General features: G+C 41.5%; 11 protein-coding genes. 4 read left to right on the forward strand and 7 right to left on the reverse strand.

What is annotated here, in order from left to right:
- Positions 1-175 precede the first annotated feature (175 nt).
- A complete protein-coding gene (locus I2I13_RS20605) occupies positions 176-955 on the forward strand; it encodes a patatin-like phospholipase family protein (protein ID WP_195650380.1) in 780 nt (259 codons plus the stop codon).
- Positions 956-1053: 98 nt separating this feature from the next.
- On the opposite strand, the gene I2I13_RS20610 is transcribed toward I2I13_RS20605, so the two are convergent.
- The 5 genes from I2I13_RS20610 to I2I13_RS20630 form a co-directional block, all read right to left on the reverse strand.
- Positions 1054-1941: an SDR family NAD(P)-dependent oxidoreductase gene (locus tag I2I13_RS20610; protein ID WP_195650381.1), complete on the reverse strand. Its 888-nt coding sequence runs from the start codon at positions 1939-1941 to the stop codon at positions 1054-1056.
- A gap of 112 nt (positions 1942-2053) precedes the next feature.
- Positions 2054-5920: a family 78 glycoside hydrolase catalytic domain gene (locus I2I13_RS20615; RefSeq protein WP_195650382.1), complete on the reverse strand. Its 3867-nt coding sequence runs from the start codon at positions 5918-5920 to the stop codon at positions 2054-2056.
- Positions 5921-6034: 114 nt separating this feature from the next.
- Positions 6035-7501, reverse strand: coding sequence for a glycoside hydrolase family 140 protein (locus I2I13_RS20620; RefSeq protein ID WP_195650383.1), 1467 nt, complete (start codon positions 7499-7501; stop codon positions 6035-6037).
- A 116-nt stretch (positions 7502-7617) separates the two neighbouring features.
- Complete coding sequence (locus I2I13_RS20625) at positions 7618-8823, reverse strand: glycoside hydrolase family 105 protein (protein ID WP_195650384.1); 1206 nt, start codon at positions 8821-8823, stop codon at positions 7618-7620.
- A 13-nt stretch (positions 8824-8836) separates the two neighbouring features.
- Positions 8837-11305, reverse strand: a complete 2469-nt coding sequence (locus I2I13_RS20630; RefSeq protein ID WP_195650390.1) for a glycoside hydrolase N-terminal domain-containing protein — start codon at positions 11303-11305, stop codon at positions 8837-8839.
- Between the two features lie 165 nt (positions 11306-11470).
- Here I2I13_RS20630 and I2I13_RS20635 point away from each other — a divergent pair, with 165 nt between their 5' ends.
- The 3 genes from I2I13_RS20635 (at position 11471) to I2I13_RS20645 (ending at position 15214) form a co-directional block, all read left to right on the forward strand.
- A complete protein-coding gene (locus I2I13_RS20635; protein WP_195650385.1) occupies positions 11471-12262 on the forward strand; it encodes a head GIN domain-containing protein in 792 nt (263 codons plus the stop codon).
- 186 nt (positions 12263-12448) lie between these two features.
- Positions 12449-13063, forward strand: coding sequence for a DNA polymerase ligase N-terminal domain-containing protein (locus I2I13_RS20640; protein ID WP_195650386.1), 615 nt, complete (start codon positions 12449-12451; stop codon positions 13061-13063).
- 387 nt (positions 13064-13450) lie between these two features.
- On the forward strand, positions 13451-15214 hold the full coding sequence (locus I2I13_RS20645) for a helix-turn-helix domain-containing protein (protein WP_195650387.1): 1764 nt from the start codon (positions 13451-13453) through the stop codon (positions 15212-15214).
- Between the two features lie 556 nt (positions 15215-15770).
- Here I2I13_RS20645 and I2I13_RS20650 read toward each other — a convergent pair.
- The gene (locus I2I13_RS20650) at positions 15771-16682 is read right to left on the reverse strand and encodes a DUF5655 domain-containing protein (RefSeq protein WP_148366766.1); all 912 of its coding nucleotides are present in this window, start codon (positions 16680-16682) and stop codon (positions 15771-15773) included.
- Positions 16683-16739: 57 nt separating this feature from the next.
- Entirely contained in the window at positions 16740-17234 is a 495-nt protein-coding gene (locus tag I2I13_RS20655; protein ID WP_195650388.1) for a hypothetical protein, read from the reverse strand.
- Positions 17235-17357: the final 123 nt, after the last annotated feature.

Raw genomic sequence — 17357 nt, forward strand, 5'->3', positions numbered from 1 at the left:
AAGAAGAATATAATAGAGCTATGCTTTGCAACAGACAAAGCATAGCTTTATCATCTCTAAAGCATAGCTTTAGCTCTCATAAAACGCTGCTATAAATTATTTCTTCGCGATTACTAAACATCTTTTTCGCTGAAAATGTGTTATTTTGTAGATAACTATTTGAAATGTAGATGATATGGATAAGCAAAAAGTAGCATTGGTCCTTTCTATGGGAGGAGCACGTGGGATAGCACATATAGGAGTAATTGAAGAATTGCTCCGTCACAATTTTGAGATCACTTCTATTGCAGGAAGCTCGATGGGAGCTATGGTGGGGGCGATGTACGCTTCAGGAAAGATGGAAGAATGTAAGGAATGGCTATATAGTTGGGATAAACGTAAGATGTGGGAATTGGCGGATATTACCTTAAGCCGGGATGGATTGGTGAAAGGTGACCGTTTTATCAAAGAACTGAAACTGATTATTCCGGACATGAATATTGAAGACCTGCCTGTCCCTTATGTAGCAATGGCTACGGATATTGTCCGCGATCAGGAAGTGAGGTTTGACAGGGGGAGCTTACATGAAGCTATCCGTGCATCTATTTCCATCCCCATGCTTTTCCGTCCGTTGAGAAAAGACGGTATGGTTCTGATTGACGGAGGCATTCTGAATCCTCTTCCATTGGCTCATGTAAAACGCATTGAAGGAGATATCCTGATAGCTGTCGATGTGAATGCACCCCTCGATTCCGGAAAGAAAAAGAAAATATCTCCTTATAATCTATTGACAGAATCTTCAAGAATGATGATGCAACAAATCACTCGTTACCAGATAGAGCGTTGTCAGCCGGATATCTTAATTCAGATGTCCGGCGATACCTATGATATGTTGGAGTTTCATCATGCAGCTTCGATAGTGAAGACAGGAGTGGAAGTTACCCGAAGCGTGTTGCAAGAGTCTCATGGTGATTAATGATATGATAAAGACATATCATTGTATCTGATAAATATAATATTGGGCAATAATAGATATTATTATATCTGTTACAGAGGTGATGACTTCATTTCAAGTTACTCCGGATAAATCATCTTTTTCGTCATTCCTCCGTCAATCGTGATATTTTCTCCATTGATGAAATCATTGTTTTCTTCACAGAGAAACAAACACATACGGGCAATATCTTCCGGTTTGCCTACCCGTCGCGAAGGATGCTGTGAATGATCTTCCGGTCGGAGTTGGTCATAATCATGAGTTTGTATCCATCCCGGAGCAATAGAGTTGACGGTGATATTCCATTCGGATAATGATAAAGCCAATGCATGAGTTAAAGAATAGATACCGCCTTTCGAAGCTGCATAACCTTCACTTCCCGGTTCACTCATCAGGTAACGTGTGGAGCAGATATTGATAATCCGGCCGTATGGATTAGGAGAAGACTGCTCTTTACGATGTATGGCAAGCAGGCGGGAGGTGATAAATACAGGGCGTAGATTGATAGAAAGAATTTTGTCGAAATCCTCTACGCTCGTTTCGGTGATCGACGAAAATTGACTGATACCGACGTTGTTGACAATGATATCAATATCCTTCCAATCGGAAAGAATACGTTGCATGCAACTTTCAAGTGCATCCTTATCGCTGACATCGACTTTATGGAATATAGATCCGGTTGCTTTTGCAGTCTCTTGTCCCGCTATTTCATTTATATCACAAAAAGCGACTTGATTGCCGGACAGGCAAAAAGCTTCTACCATTGCCTTGCCTATTCCTTCCGCTCCTCCTGTTATAAATACTCTTCTTTTGGAGGGGGCTGATTTGGAGGTCATTGGAGTACACGAAGCCGATTCAGCCGGATGAACTGTTGTAGATTTCTTCTTACCATATTTCTGTGCTTGTTTCCAAGCAGCCTTTCTGGCTTCATATTGTTCCTGTTGTCTTTCTATATAATTATCTGCCATCGTTCTTTTTTATTTATTGGCAAATGTAAAATATAAAATGGATAAATACAAAGAATCGACCGCTCTTTTGCGGACAAAGGAGCGGTCGATTTTATTCAGATGACGGTTCAATTTAAAACTTCGTCGGATCTATCTCTGCATATTTAATTCGTTGGCGACGCCAAGTGTAAATGGCATGCAGTTTTCCGTCTTTTCCCTGGATAATACTAGGATAAGAGTATTGGCTGATCGGACTGTCTTCCAATGTAAGAACAGGCTTCCAGTTGATACCATCTTCTGATACGGCTACACAAAGCGGAGTACGCGGACCTTTCGGAGTTCCGGGTAATGTAGAGAAATTATTGTAGATAAGTATGTGTCTGCCGTCTTTCATTGTCACAGCATCCGTTCCGGAATTATTATTCGGAACATCCAGCAGCGTTACTTTACTCCACGTATCACCATTATCGCTGCTCCATGCAGTTGCTACTTGTGCATTACGTGTACGGCAGAGTACCTGTAATCTCCCGTCTTTATGCTTCAGAATACTAGGTTGTATCGCATAAACAGGTTTGGCTCCTTCTCCTCTGATCGCTTCTCCTCCTTCCTGATCGTCCACATTCATGCCACCTTTTTTACGGTTTTGGGTGGGGACGGATAACTCGGCATCCAGTGGACCTACCATCTTCCAGGTCTTGCCTTTATCATCGGAAATCTCGAAGTGAATACGCCATCCGTTACTTCCTTCCGTACTGGAAGGACAGATGATACGCCCATTGATATATTCCGGCTTATTCTTAATAGGTCCAAGAAAACCTTCCGGAAGCGGTTCGCGTTTGCTCCAAGTCTTTCCTCCGTCACGTGAACGAACCAGCCATCCTGTCCAGTCACTCACTTTCAGACCTATTTTATAGAACAGAATCAAGTCACCTCCGGGAATCTGGAAAAGAACCGGATTCCAACAAGCTTTTCTGCGGGCAATAAGTTTTCCTTTCTCATCCTTCACAGGTGTACAAGTTGAATCGATTCCAGCCAATGCAGCTTGTGAATCTTTGAGCAAGAACACACCGTCAGCGGCAAGCTTTGGGGCAGTCCATTCTTTGGAACCTTTCGGCTTACGACATACCCAGATGCAACAATCCGGATTGCGTTCTTTGGTTCCTCCGAAGAAAGAAGCTACGAGATCACCGTTCTTCAATTCTACAATCGTAGCTCCGTGACATTCGGGGAAAGAAGCTTTCTCGTACAGGAATTCATCACTTAGAATAGCCGTATTCCGGGTGGGGATGTCTACACTGAAGTGATATTTTCCCGATCCGATCTTTTCCTTCCGTCCATCCGGTAGGTGCACTTCACCTGTTGTATTGGCAGGAAGCTCGATGTCCCATTCCAAATGAGCAGGAGTCTTTGCCCACCGACTGGTTATTTTCCCGTAGATGCTCATGTATGATGCATCCACATTGCTTAACTCCTGGATTTCAAAAGCCGGTTGGAAAACGATATGTTTATAACCGGACTTCCAGCGGTCTGCACGAATACCTGCCAGATTATTGAAACACCAAGGTAATAAATCGCCTAAAAGCATTACATGATTACCGCTGTTCATTTCAGGATTGGCTGTATCACCGTTCCATAATTCCCAAATAGTGGTAGCACCTTTTTCAACCATATATCCCCAAGAAGGATATGTTTTATTGGTAGCCAGTAAATAAGCTACATCGGCATGTCCACGGCGGCTCAATTCACGCAATAACCATTGTACGCCGATTACTCCGGTACTTATATGTCCTTTATTGGTCGTAATAATAGAAGCCACAGCATTTTGGGCTACCGCATTGATCTGATTTTTAGGAACCAGTCCGAAGGCAAGTGGCAAAATATTGGCAGTAACCGTGTTGTTGCCATAGAAAATACTATCCGGATATAAGGCATGTCCCGGCACGAGTGAGGTGCTTTCTTTTACGTGTAGGAAACGGGCGTTGAATGCATCTTTCATGCGATGTTCCAAATCTTCCCATTCTTTTGCGTCAGCTTCCAGTCCTTGCAGACTTGCAAAGCGGTGCATCAGTTGCAGTACCTTTAGATAATAAGCGGTTGCGATCAAATCTCCATCAGTCTTGCGGGATGGGTCTTTACTGTGAATCAACTCCAGTGATTCGGGTGGAACACACCAGTCACCATATTTATCTTTGGTGATGATATATTCCTCTGTCATGTAGTATTCGCGGATATGAGATACCCATTTTTTGATAGCAGGATAATTCTCCTCGATCGGACGTTTGTCTCCAAAGTTAGTGAAAAGCATGTCGCAGGCCATAGGTAAAGCGGCAGGCCAAGTCACATTATCCGAGTAATAATTCCAGTATGCCGGAGCCACATCAGGAATACAGCCGTCTTCACGTTGTGCTTCGCGAATGTCACGCGTCCATTTGGTGTACATTGCATAATTATCGAAAAGCATACTCTCTCCCCAACACCCCATGGTACGGTCGCCCAACCATGGCTGGCGCTCATTTCGTTGTGGACAGTCTACCGGCATACCTTTATAATTACTCCGGATTCCCCAGAATGCATTACGGATAATCTTATTCAGAGTCTCGTCAGAACAGTTGAAAGTTCCGGTATGCTCCATTTCATCTTCTACTACCTCAGCAACGAAATCTTCAGCCTTCGCATTCGGATAACCGCTAACTTCTACATAGCGAAATCCATGATAGATAAAACGAGGTGCCCAGGTAGCATCTTTTGTTTCACGTCCACTGACAACATATACATCTGTAGAACGGGCGTCCCTAAAATTTCTGGTGTAAAGTTCACCATTGCTTTGCAGACTTTCTGCGAAACGGAGGCGAATGCTGTCCCCAGCCTGTCCTTTGATTCGGAAACGTACCCAACCCGCCATATTTTGGCCGATATCCAAGATATATTTATTGCCGAGCTTTTTAATGGAAACAGGTTTCAACGTTTCTGTGACTTTCATACCGGGCATCATTTGCGCACGCAATGTTCCCGAAGGAATGCTCACACGTTGTGCCGGCATCCAGCTTTTATCATCATACCCGGTTTGAGTCCAGTTTCCTAACTCTTTACGGGCGTCGTACTCTTCACCATCGTATTCATTATTGCTACGGATAGGACCGTCAGTTGTCAATTTCCAAGTGGTGTTTGTAGCAATCGTTTCTTTGCTGCCGTCTGCATATTCCACAATCAGATTCAACCGAAGTTTAGGATAGCCGAAAGTCGGTATCTTATACGGTTTATAGTTTTGGCGCATCGTATAGAAACGACCATTTCCGAGAGTTACTCCAATAGCATTCTCTGTTTGAAGCAACGATGTGACATCATAGGTGTTGTACAGAATCGTTTTCCGATAGTCGGTAGGAGCAGGAGCCAGAACTTGATTGCCGATACGTTGTCCGTTGATAAACAGTTCATACAATCCCATTCCGGCAATGTGTACTGTGGCACGTTTCACTTCTTTCTTCAATGCAAATTCTTTGCGGAGATAGCGGGCTGCCAAGCGGCTCCATTGTGTTTCGCTGTCTCCGGGAGCGGCTTTATCCAAACCAATCCATTGCCCTTGCCAATCTGCTTCATTAAACAGTCCTGTAGTCCAGAAAGCCGGAGTACTCCAATCTGTTGTCCCCTTGTTGGTGTCGATTTTCACTTTCCAATAGTAGGGAGCATTACGCTTTAGCGTTTTTCCTTGATAAGCGATCCATTGGGAAGCGTCAGATTCAATCTTTCCTGAATCCCAGATATCCCCTTTCCCTTGTTCCAATAGCTCTGGGGAAGATGCAACAAGAATGTGATACGCAGTTTGTATCACATTCTGTCCATCCGATTCGATGCGCCAACTCAATCGAGGTTGGCGCACATCGATACCTGCCGGATTTTTCAACTGTTCTGTTCGCAGGTCAGTGATACCTATGGCTGCGTATATGGACCCGGTAAAGAGCAGAAGGGAAAATAGGAATAATATAAATATTCTTTTATTCATAAGTAGGTTTTCATCTATAAATTTAGGCACGGATTACACGGATTACACGGCTTTTAGAATTATGATTGCGCAAAGCAACCGTGAAATCCGTGTAATCCGTGCCTCATAATATAATTATTTATTCCATTTTTGTTGTGCATCCGGTAACTCTGTCCAGTCCTTCTCCATATAGTTTTTACAGCTGTCCACTACAATCAGGATATGATCGTTTCCACTGCAGTAACCACTGTCATGTTGAAATTTGTGCACTCCATTATCAAATTCGCCGATATATTCCAGCTTGCCATCTTTCGTAGTGAACCACCAAGCGTTCTTCTTCGCACCACTGATCTTATTGAAATCAACTTCCATCGGACGTCCGGTGTAGTTGTATACCATCAGATAATCATTACCACGTGTAGCGATAGCTCGGTCATAACGTTCTCCATTCTGTCCTACGATGACAGACTGATCGGGTATACGTTCGAAGAACGGGAAAGTCAACATCAGGTTTTTCAGATACTTCATTTGATTGTAACCCGGATCATCCAGTGCTTCATACCAAGGCTTTTTAGCGCCATAAGCACCACCTACACCCGGTTTGATAAATTGCATGATAGAATTATGACCGTATGTATGTCCGAAAGAACCGGCAAATACCGACCAGTAAGCATACCGGCGTACATCATAGTCTTTCCAGAGCAATTCGTTCTCATCATGCAGGCCATGAGGAATTTCTTCGTAAATCGGTTCACCGTCAATCACGGGTTTCATTGGCTTCATAGCCAAGCTACGCTCTACGAAACGCCAGTTATCTTCTTCCGTATTTTCTTCAATAGGATAATCACCGTCTCCGAAACGTTGCCCGTAGCGGCGGTGTCCGCTTTGAAACATATTGAAATCCAACCAAGGAGCATTGTTAAACCAAGTAGCAGAAGTTGTTCTTCCACGCGGATGGAATGTCATCAGGTGATTCTTGTCGATAGCTTTGATAGAAGTGGCCAGAGCTTCCCATTCGGCGGTTTTTACATCGCCACGGATGTCTCCGCCGATAAACCAGATAATGTTCGGTTCGTCCTTATAACGTTCTGCCAGAAACTTACCGTATGCTTTTGCTTGGTCAACAGTCATTTCACCCCGGTTCACAGGACTTCCCCAAATACAGACCATACCAATATACAAACCCTTCTTTGCTGCTGTACGGATAATATAATCCATGTGATCCCAGTAACCGTATACACCTTTTTGATTGATGTTTTTGAAGTTGTATCCGTCAATCATCGAATACTGTCCGTAGATATTCATAGACGGAACATTATTCAATGTTTGAACCTGAATCACATTATATCCGCGGCGTTTACATTGTTCCAGATAATATTCGGCTTCATCCCGGTTCAAGCGTTCGGGTAATAACCATCCCGTTTCGCCTAACCAAAAGAAAGGAGCACCGTTTTCATGTTTCAGGTAACGTCCCTCTTCGGAAACTACAAGCTTTCCGTTGTTCCAGGGAATGTACGTCTTTTGCGTTTTCTTCTGTGCCGCTGCCGGGATAACTAAAGTTAGCAACAGCAATAAGAGAGGAAGAATCTTGAATTTTCTCATTGTATTTTATCGTTTTTAGTTTATTGTTTTCGAATATTAGGCACGGATTACACAAATTACGCTGTTGCTAGTCATATTTCAAAAGCCGTGAAATTCGTGTAATCCGTGTCTAAAAATTATTTTTTCTCTGTCATTTTCTCATATTCAATGGCAGCCAGAATAAATGAACCGACCGATTTCGGATCATTCTCTATGATCGGTTCACTGATATAATATTCAAATGAGCCGTCACGGTATCTTTTCGAGTCTCCGCCCAATCCTGCCACTGCACAGCAGTTAGTGATTGTATAGCTACCATCTTCTTCAAGACGGGTGAATGTCTTTACCATTCCATCAAAGGCTTTCTTTGTCGGTTCGATATATTCGTTGCCAAGATATCCTTTATTGATAGCTTTGGCGAGAGTGTAGACAAACAAGGCAGTAGCAGATGATTCCAGATAATTACCTTCCCGTGCTCCCTGATCGGTCACCTGATACCAGGTTCCGGATTGAGGATCCTGATATTTCACAAGCGTTTTTGTCAATCCTTGCAAAATCTGTATAATGCTGTCGCGTCCGGCAGTTTCCTGTGGCAGGAAGTCCAGTACATCTACGATAGCCGCTCCGTACCATCCGATGCTGCGACTCCAGAAATTAGGAGAGCAACCCGTTTCTGGATTTGCCCATTTCTGTTCCCGGCTTTCATCCCATCCGTGATAATACAATCCTGTTGCAGGATCATAAGTCTTACTATTTATTAAAAGAATCTGTTTCGTTGCTTCGTCAAATAAAGCCGGTTCGTTGAAAGTGGCCCCATATTGAACCAGATAAGGAGAAGCCATAAAGATTCCGTCCAGCCACATTTGATGAGGGTATCTCAATTTATGCCAGAACCCTCCTTCACTGGTACGGGGCTGCTCTGCCATTTGTTTGCGCAAGGTATCCATGGCAATTTTATAACGTTCGTCTCCGGTCTGTGCATAAAGATCGAAAAGAATCTTTCCACCGTTGACGTTATCAATATTGAATGAAAGATATTTCATGGTTTTGATACGTCCGTCGGCATCAATCAAGCTATCCGCATAGATCTTGGCATAATCATAATATGTGCTGTCTCCGGTATGTTTCCATTCTTCCAACATGGATTTCACTACTAGTCCGTGGGTATATCCCCAACGTGGTTTCTTAGCTTTTTCAATCATCCAGGGTTCGGGGAAACGTTTCATTTCGGAGCGTGCCATGCGTTCACTCCATTTTTCCGTTTCTACTTTTTGAGGTGCTGTGCATGCCAGAAAACAAGTCGTTCCACAAGCTACCATCAGTTTTAATAAGTTTTTGTTCATATCGGTCGAGTTATTATTTTCCAATCAATACATATTCTTGTCCTGCTTTGGTAGGCAGATCATAGACATAAGTCTCTGCAATTTCCACCTTATTTAGGTTTGCCTTTTCGTTAATCAATGGTTCGGGAATAGTGGGAACGGCATAAAGAGGATTCGGGTTTTCACCTTTGGCACGCTTCAGACCCTTGCCTGTTAATGGGTTGAGTGAACGTAAGCGACAGTTACCTCCCTTATGAGATTTCACAACCAGACGGCTTACTTTCCCGTTTTTCCAGCTCAAATCAAGTTCGAAACTTCCACGTGCAATAATTCCTTTGATAGAACCTTCCTGCCAGACGGTAGGAAGTGCAGGAAGCAGATAAATAAAACCATCGTAACTTTGCATCAACATTTCTGCAATACCTGCGGCACAACCGAAGTTTCCATCGATCTGGAATGGTGGATGCGCGTCGAACAGGTTAGGGTAGGTGCCTCCTTTTTTCTTCTCATTGCGCACAAGAGTCAACTGATCTGTAATCAGTTTGTAAGCGTGGTCACCATCAAGCAAGCGAGCCCAGAGGCAAACTTTCCATCCCATGCTCCATCCGGTCGACGGGTCGCCGCGATGAATCAGAGAAGTACGTGCTGCATCGAATAATTCAGGAGTACGATAAGGAGAAATCTGATTGCTGGGGAATAGTCCGTATAAATGAGAAATGTGGCGGTGTACATCTTTCGGGTCATCCCAGTCGAACATCCACTCCTGTAATTGTCCCCAATGTCCTACTTGCATAGGAGCCATTTCTTTGAGACGTTGGGCCAGGTGAGTGGCAAATTCCTGATCTGTGTCCAGTATTTGAGAAGCAGATATAATTGCTGTCCAAAGATCGAAGACCAATTGGTTGTCCATGGTGCATCCGGCAGCTGTAGTGGCTTTTCCGTCACTCCCCGAATGTACATTCTCCGGTGAATTACTGGGGCAGACTACCAACCAGTTGTGTACCGGCTCTTTCACCATGATTTCATCAAAGAAACGTCCGGACTCTTTCAGTATCGGGTAAACAGAACGCAGGAACTCAATATCTCCGGTGTATAGATAACGTTCCCAGAGATGCCGGCAAAGCCATGCACCACCACTGGGCCACATACCTGAAGGAGCTTTATCAACCGCCCCTGTGATGCGCCATATATCCGTGTTATGATGTAATACCCATCCGTTGGCTCCATACATAACCTTAGCCGTCTCTTTTCCTGTATTGCTAACCTCTTTTATCAAGCGGAATAACGGTTCATTCAACTCACTTAGATTCGTTACTTCTGAAGGCCAGTAATTCATTTCCAAATTGATGTTACAGGTATATTTACTGTCCCAGGAAGGGAATAATTTATCATTCCAGATTCCTTGCAGGTTGGCGGGCTGTCCTCCCGGTTGGGAAGAACAGATCAACAGATAACGTCCGAATTGGAAATAAGTGGCAACCAGATGAGCATCATTGGTGTTCTTGAAATTTTCCACACGCTTATCGGTTGGCACATTTGCATATTGGTCTTTTCCTAAATCGAGAGAAACGCGTGTCAGGTATTGCCGGTAGAAATCAACGTGGCTCTTTTTCGATTCGATGAATGGATGAACCATTGCCTTCTCCAAATAGTTTTTTGCCCGTTCTACTTGATTACCGGTAATGTCTTGATAATTATTGAAATTAGTCGCAATAGATACATAGATGATTGCTTCGTCGGCTTTCTCAACAGAAAGTATCCCATCGGCACAAGCTATTTCTCCACCTTTATTTTTAGCAGTCAATCTGCCTTGAAATTCCACTTTCCCTTTCAACCCCTCATGCAAGGAGGATACTCCTGAAAGAGTTACGCAGTTTCCTGCTTCAGAAGCGATCATTACGTCCTGGTGAGGCGAAGTCAGTTGAGCGTTAAATGTAATTTGTCCGGGACGATTGGCTGTCAGGCGCACCATTACTACCTGATCGGTAAATGAAGTAATCGTTTCGCGTTGATATTGCACTCCGTCTACTTCATAACGCACCATCACACGGGCTGAATCCAGACTTAACTCCCGATAATAGTTGGAATAACGGGTATGACCGGGAAAGGCAATTCGCAAATCACCGAAACTTTGATATGGCATTCCGGAATTCGTCTTTGCCATCACCTTTTCTGTAGCGAGAGTCTGTGCTTCCAGGTATTTTCCGGCAAAAACAAGTTCACGCACTTTGGGAATATACTCCAGCGCGTCCGGATTGGCGTTGTTATTGGGGCGTCCTGCCCAGATCGTTTCTTCGTTTAGTTGTATTTGTTCTGTCCCTGGTGTCCCATAAACCATGGCTCCCAGGCGTCCATTTCCCAAAGGTAGTGCTTCTGTCCATACCTGTGCCGGGCAGTCATACCATAGTTTATATTCTTGTGCAGACACATTCGTTTCCTGCGCATGAATGCAGCCCACAGACATCAGTACAAACAGGTACCCGATTAATCTTTTTTTATTCATTTCCATCTAACTGCTTTTATACTTTTATAAAAGGACGTTTAATGGGGGATTTTGTACCCACTATGCAGGTACTAAGAAGTAGGAATGATTTATTATTCTTTCAGTTGCCATACTTTGAAATATACTTCCTATATTTGTCAGTAGAATATTTAATAAGAAGAAATTATGAAAAGTTTTAATGTTACATCTATGTTAGTAGTGCTGATGTTCTTGTGCTTTACAGGAATACAGGCACAAACCGTTACTCCTAGTAAGAAATATATCACGAAAGAACTGAATAACGTGAGCAATTTCAGTTCAATCAGAGTTCTGGGTAGTCCCGACGTTGAGTATCGTCAGAGTAATGGTTCTAAAACAACAGTTTCTATATATGGCTCGGATAATCTGGTTGACCTGTTGGAGGTATCTACGGTAAATGGAGTGCTACAGGTAAATATAAAGAAAGGCGTTAAGATTCTTAGCGGAGAACGCCGGTTGAAAGTGATTGCCTCTTCTCCTTCATTGGATAATGTCGATATTAAAGGCTCGGCCGATGTATATCTGAAAGGTACTATCAAAGGAGCTGACTTAAATCTGAATATAACAGGTTCCGGAGATATTGAAGCTGAAAATCTGCAATATACCAATCTTTCCGCTTTTGTAAAAGGTAGTGGAGATATTGACGTGAAGAATGTGAAGGCCACTACTGTAAAAACGATAGTTAGCGGTTCCGGTGACGTGAAAATAAAAGGTGCCACTCAAATGGCTATGCTGACTGTGAATGGTTCCGGTGATATCAGTGCCGACAAGCTGACGGCTACTAATGTCGTTGCTACAGTTTCAGGTTCCGGCGATATATCTTGTTACGCTTCCAAACAGTTGGACGCAAAAGCCAGTGGCAGCGGAGATATTGAATACAAAGGAAGTCCTTCTATTGTAAATAAGCAAGGTAAGAAAGACTCAATTTCCGGCAAGTAAGAAATTAGATCCTGCAGAAAGCGGGTAAATATGTGCAATGTTACATATTTACCCGCTTTTTGCTATAAACAAACGTAAATACGGTTTTAAAGCCATTAAAATAGATGAATTCCGGCAACAAACAGATATGCTGATTGTTGTGACAATTAATCATTCGTTTTTTATTCACCTGAAAAAATACAGATTATGGCAAAGAATTCTCCCGATGAAGGAAAAAGTACAAAAATGGTGGAAAAGCAGGCAGATCCCTCTTTCAGCAACCTCAAAGAGTACCAGGCAAAAAGACTATTCAGTGAGACTCCCGAACCGACGGCGGATACAGTGGAAACTCCAAGCCGGATACCTGTTTTTGTTGTCCAAAAGCATGAAGCCAGTCATTTTCATTTCGATTTCCGTCTGGAAGTGGATGGAGTGTTGAAAAGCTGGGTGGTTCCTAAAGGCCCTTCCATGAATCCGAAAGATAAAAGACTGGCTATACAAGTAGAAGATCACCCTTTGAGTTACGCACACTTTGAGGGAGTTATACCCGAAGGCAACTATGGAGCGGGTACAGTGGAAATATGGGATAGCGGAACCTATGCTTGTGTCGGTAATAATCGTAACATTTCCGCTGCCATTAAAAACGGAATACTTGAATTCAAATTACATGGTCATAAGCTCAAAGGCCTGTTTACCCTTATCCATACGAATATGGACGATCAGGACAGAGACTGGTTACTAATCAAGAAAGACGATATATTTGCAGTCACTCATGTCTACGATGCGAAGAATATTCCATTGTATGATGAGGTATTTCTGTGATATATATGTTCCTTATGGTTAAATGATACTCACTTACATATATAATTTTCTAATTATATACGTAGCTTTATGACTCAATAGAATCTATTGTTTTGATGATTCAATTAATTTTTTCATGATATTATGAGCGTATTATTATGATGAAAATAATTAACTAATAGAGGCTATTGGGGTAAAACGAAGACTTGATAGTATACCCCTCTTAATATTTCGGTAACAAAAGACATTGTTACCATTTTTGATAGAAAACACCCATTGTTTTTGTTGGAAACCACCTCCTGTGTGAACGTTGAAAAGTTTATACTTGCATCGGATTTTAAGCACGTTAAAAGATTATCAGGCGTGTTTTACGAAAGGTGTAGAATATTAATCAAATCCGATATTAGTATGAATGATTGTTACCTGAATTTATTAGTAAGCTTCCGAGCTTTATCCTCTTCAGATCCTGGAGCCAATTTAGTAAACAGCAAACAAACTATTGGCATCATTTTACCCGATTTGTCGTTGCTTGGATATGCGGTCCCTGTGGAAAGTCTCGGTATTGGACTGTTTGTGATTCTATTTGCGTATCTTATAATAGAATACAATGTGCAGTTATTATCGCATGAAAAATTTAAGATTGCCATGAACATGCTCCATACAGCACATACACCGTTAATATTGCTGCGGAATCAATTGGAAGAACTCAAAACAGGCAACCTCCCTGAACCTCTTTCCCAACAAGTGGAAGAAGCACTGGGATATGCCGAATGTATCATATATTGTAACCAGAATATTGCAACTCTAAATAAAGTAAATAAGAGAATTCCTCCTAAAACGTCAACGGTAAATTTGGAACTTTCCACTTATGTTACTTCCATTGTCAATCAATGCCGGGCTTATGCCAACTCCCGCCAGATACAGCTGACTGTTGGTGAATGTTCGGATTGCGTCAGTTGCAGGATAAACGAAAACATAATGACTGCAGCACTTCAACACCTTATCAACAAGATGATTTTGATTTCCGAGCCAGGCTGTTGCATATCAATCAACGTAACCCACACAATAAATTCTTGGCAGTTGCAGATTAGCAATAACGAAATAGCCGGGCAAAGAACAGAGAAAATGTTTCCCTTTATTCCTATTATATTTCCCGTGTATGGATATAGTGATTTATGGACGGTAAGAAAAATCATCCGTCTGCATGGCGGAAAAATAACCGGATGCAGACATGGTAAAGCAGCTACTTTTCAAATCGTCATTCCGACAGACTGCCGTTGTCAGAATCAGTCATGCCCGGTATTGAGACATTCTTCTACAAAAACGAAGACCCCAACAAATGACTCCTGCGAGAGTCCTAAGAGCAATAAACAAAACACTAAAGCGAGAGAAACTTCCCATATCCTATTAGTAATGGCAGATAAGTTATTCAGTGATTATTTAAAGAAAACCTTATCACGCTATTTTCAAGTTTCAGTTCTTGATAATCCGGAGCTGTTAATGGATACGGCTATCAGTCAAAATCCTGATGCTATCATTATTGACGACAATGTGAATGGAATAAGCGGAGATATACTTAGCACTCAAATTAAGGAAGATAAAACGATAGGATACATACCAATCATTCTTCTATTAAGAGCCTTTGATAACGAAAGCTATTTGTCACATTTAGGGAGTGGGGCAGACCGTCTGGGATTGCGTACGGAAAGCATTTGTAAACTTAGGGCAGACATACGTATGCTTGTCGAAAACCGCATGGTCTTACGCGAACGGATCAGGCTGTTTCTGTCAGATGCCATTTCTCCGATGATTTCCACAAAAGCCGAAATAGAAACAGAAAATGCCGACCGGAAATTTATGGATAAAGTCAATGAAATCCTGGAGAAAAATCTCTCTACTGATAAATATACAATAGATAAATTAAGCGTTGATATAGGCATGAGCCGCACTGCTTTTTATAATAAGATAAGAGAGATTACGGGCAACCCTCCCGAAAACTATATCAATTCATTCAAAATGGACAAAGCACTTAAATTGCTGGCCTCCCAGCAGTACAACATTTCGGATATTGCAGGTATACTGGGCTATTGCGATGCCAAATACTTTGGAAAGAAGTTCAAAGACTTCTATCATGTATGTCCGTCTGATTATATAAAGAGTATTGTAGGATAAAAGAGTATAGAAAAAGAGGGTGCTTGTACACCCTCTTTTCTTTATACCTTTTTACGCTTTTTCTCTTTGACTGCAAATCTTGTTTTATACAGAATGATATCCCCCGGGTTTTCTGATTAGATATCTACCCAATTCAACAGGCTTTTGTGTCATGAACGTCTGGCCTTATTAAGAGATTATTTGGCTTCTAAATCCAATAGTCGCATTTTATTTTGGGTTCTTTATTACCCAACTCAGACAAATATTGAGCAACAATGGAAATTGGAAGTACTAGAAGGTAATGCCTTTAGTTTACGAGCAACTGATAGTTTTACCTTTGAACTACCTACCGATAAATCAGATAATGAATACAAAAAGGTTATAGACAAAATATCTCAGGTGATTGCTGCTCGCAGTTAGACAGATATTTACTGATAAATGTTGGCACTGTATTATTTAAGTAATATATCCAACATACCTTTTTGTAGAGCCAGATAGTCCTGTTTTTCACATATAAGCCTATTAATCTACAAAAGTGAATTATCGGGGCTTACTATGTTACAATAATTAGCCATATCTATTTAATCGCTTGCTTCACAAGGCTCATGATATATTCTAAATATTTAGTATCTGAGATCTTGAGTTCATAATCTCCATTGCCAAAATGTCCGACAGTTGAAATATCTCTTGTTAATTGCTTACTATCTTCTAAATGTCCTTTGGCTGCATTTATAGTAAGCTTTATTCCATTTTTCTGGATTTCAAGTGCACAAATATGGCTGTTGGCCTTTTTGAATGAAATATACCACTTTTGTGGTTTAACTTCAATTTCTGTATTCAAATTAAGAATTGCATTCTTATAACTCTCGTATAATTCTACTACATTGTCAGATTTTCCTTTTAACAAATTTTCCTCCGAATACTCTTTAATTTTCTCCGTCACTTCTTTAAATTCTGGACTATTCTGCATCACTGTTTTAATGCTTGCCGATGCGTGACTTTTGCGAATAGGAGTGATGGATACACTATCATTCTCATAGCGCTTCACTTCCCATAACTCAATGGACAAATCTTTGAAATTGACAGCCTCTCGTTGGTTAGGCGTAAACCCTTGTGATATAAAAACGACTTTTGTTTGCGACCAGTCCACATCATTCCGTTTCAAGTTTCCAGCTTGCGTTTCATTATATTCCAGAATAAAATCAGCCTGATTTTGCAACATTAGGCTTAGATAAGTAAACCCTTGATCTATGACACTGGAGTTTCTTTCCCTTTTATATTCAATGATAACAAAAGCCTTCGATTGCGGATCAAAGGCAAGCGTATCAATACGGCGGTCTTTGATCGTAAATTCGGACTTAATCATTTCAAGTCCCATGATTTCGGACATATTAGTTTCAAACATGCGTTGAATATCTCTTTCCAATTTAAAAGGCTTTTCTTTTATTTCAGAAAAGACGCCTGAAGTATTATATTTGTAAAGTGCCATAATTTTATTTTGAATTGTTTATTGCTGTAAAGGTAAGAATTCTTTTGATATTACTATTTATTTTTCCGACTTCTCCTTCACCATTTTCCTCCATCTTTGAAAAGCCCTCATTAAGCTTTCTTCTTCCACTGATTCTGCCATATTGTATTTTTCCACGAATTCATGCATTGACTTTATATACATCACCCCATTTTTGAACTTATTTTCCAACAGAAATGAGTATAGTTCCGCTTTCATTTCCACTTCGATTTCCTTTTCTATAATAAAGATGCTATCCTGGCCAAAATAATTGTAAACTTCGGGATTTTTGCCGAGTCTTGGGCTGGGGAGGACGAAAGAGATATTTCCAGTTTCTTTCCAGGAGACACTTTGCGGGTGAGGAACAGATAATTGTTGCAGAAAGTGATAAACGGGGGTGAGGTGGGAGAGGTGGATTGGGACAGGGAGTTTTGAAGGCGGATTATTATGTGATCGGGATTCTAAATATTGTCTGTATCGGACATACATGTACTCGGCCAAATATGGTTTGATGGCAAACGTAACTGTAACCATGTGATTTGAATTTTGAGTTGTTGAAATTTGTTGTATACTGATTTCCGCTTAAAGCAGCAGATTTTATCGTGGTTGTTGGAAAAAATCCTATGGGTTACGGGGACGGAATCTTAATTTTGTAAG

The sequence above is a fragment of the Bacteroides sp. D55t1_190419_B8 genome (genome assembly GCF_015558905.1).
In the GTDB taxonomy this organism is placed as follows: domain Bacteria; phylum Bacteroidota; class Bacteroidia; order Bacteroidales; family Bacteroidaceae; genus Bacteroides; species Bacteroides vicugnae.

What these genes read in the sequence shown, in the direction of transcription:
- I2I13_RS20620 (WP_195650383.1), bottom strand. Translation starts at nt 7,501, where the DNA reads ATGAGAAAATTCAAGATTCTTCCTCTCTTATTGCTGTTGCTAACTTTA.
- I2I13_RS20650 (WP_148366766.1), bottom strand. Translation starts at nt 16,682, where the DNA reads ATGGCACTTTACAAATATAATACTTCAGGCGTCTTTTCTGAAATAAAA.
- I2I13_RS20630 (WP_195650390.1), bottom strand. Translation starts at nt 11,305, where the DNA reads ATGAATAAAAAAAGATTAATCGGGTACCTGTTTGTACTGATGTCTGTG.
- I2I13_RS20645 (WP_195650387.1), top strand. Translation starts at nt 13,451, where the DNA reads ATGAATGATTGTTACCTGAATTTATTAGTAAGCTTCCGAGCTTTATCC.
- I2I13_RS20605 (WP_195650380.1), top strand. Translation starts at nt 176, where the DNA reads ATGGATAAGCAAAAAGTAGCATTGGTCCTTTCTATGGGAGGAGCACGT.
- I2I13_RS20640 (WP_195650386.1), top strand. Translation starts at nt 12,449, where the DNA reads ATGGCAAAGAATTCTCCCGATGAAGGAAAAAGTACAAAAATGGTGGAA.
- I2I13_RS20635 (WP_195650385.1), top strand. Translation starts at nt 11,471, where the DNA reads ATGAAAAGTTTTAATGTTACATCTATGTTAGTAGTGCTGATGTTCTTG.
- I2I13_RS20610 (WP_195650381.1), bottom strand. Translation starts at nt 1,941, where the DNA reads ATGGCAGATAATTATATAGAAAGACAACAGGAACAATATGAAGCCAGA.
- I2I13_RS20655 (WP_195650388.1), bottom strand. Translation starts at nt 17,234, where the DNA reads ATGGTTACAGTTACGTTTGCCATCAAACCATATTTGGCCGAGTACATG.
- I2I13_RS20625 (WP_195650384.1), bottom strand. Translation starts at nt 8,823, where the DNA reads ATGAACAAAAACTTATTAAAACTGATGGTAGCTTGTGGAACGACTTGT.
- I2I13_RS20615 (WP_195650382.1), bottom strand. Translation starts at nt 5,920, where the DNA reads ATGAATAAAAGAATATTTATATTATTCCTATTTTCCCTTCTGCTCTTT.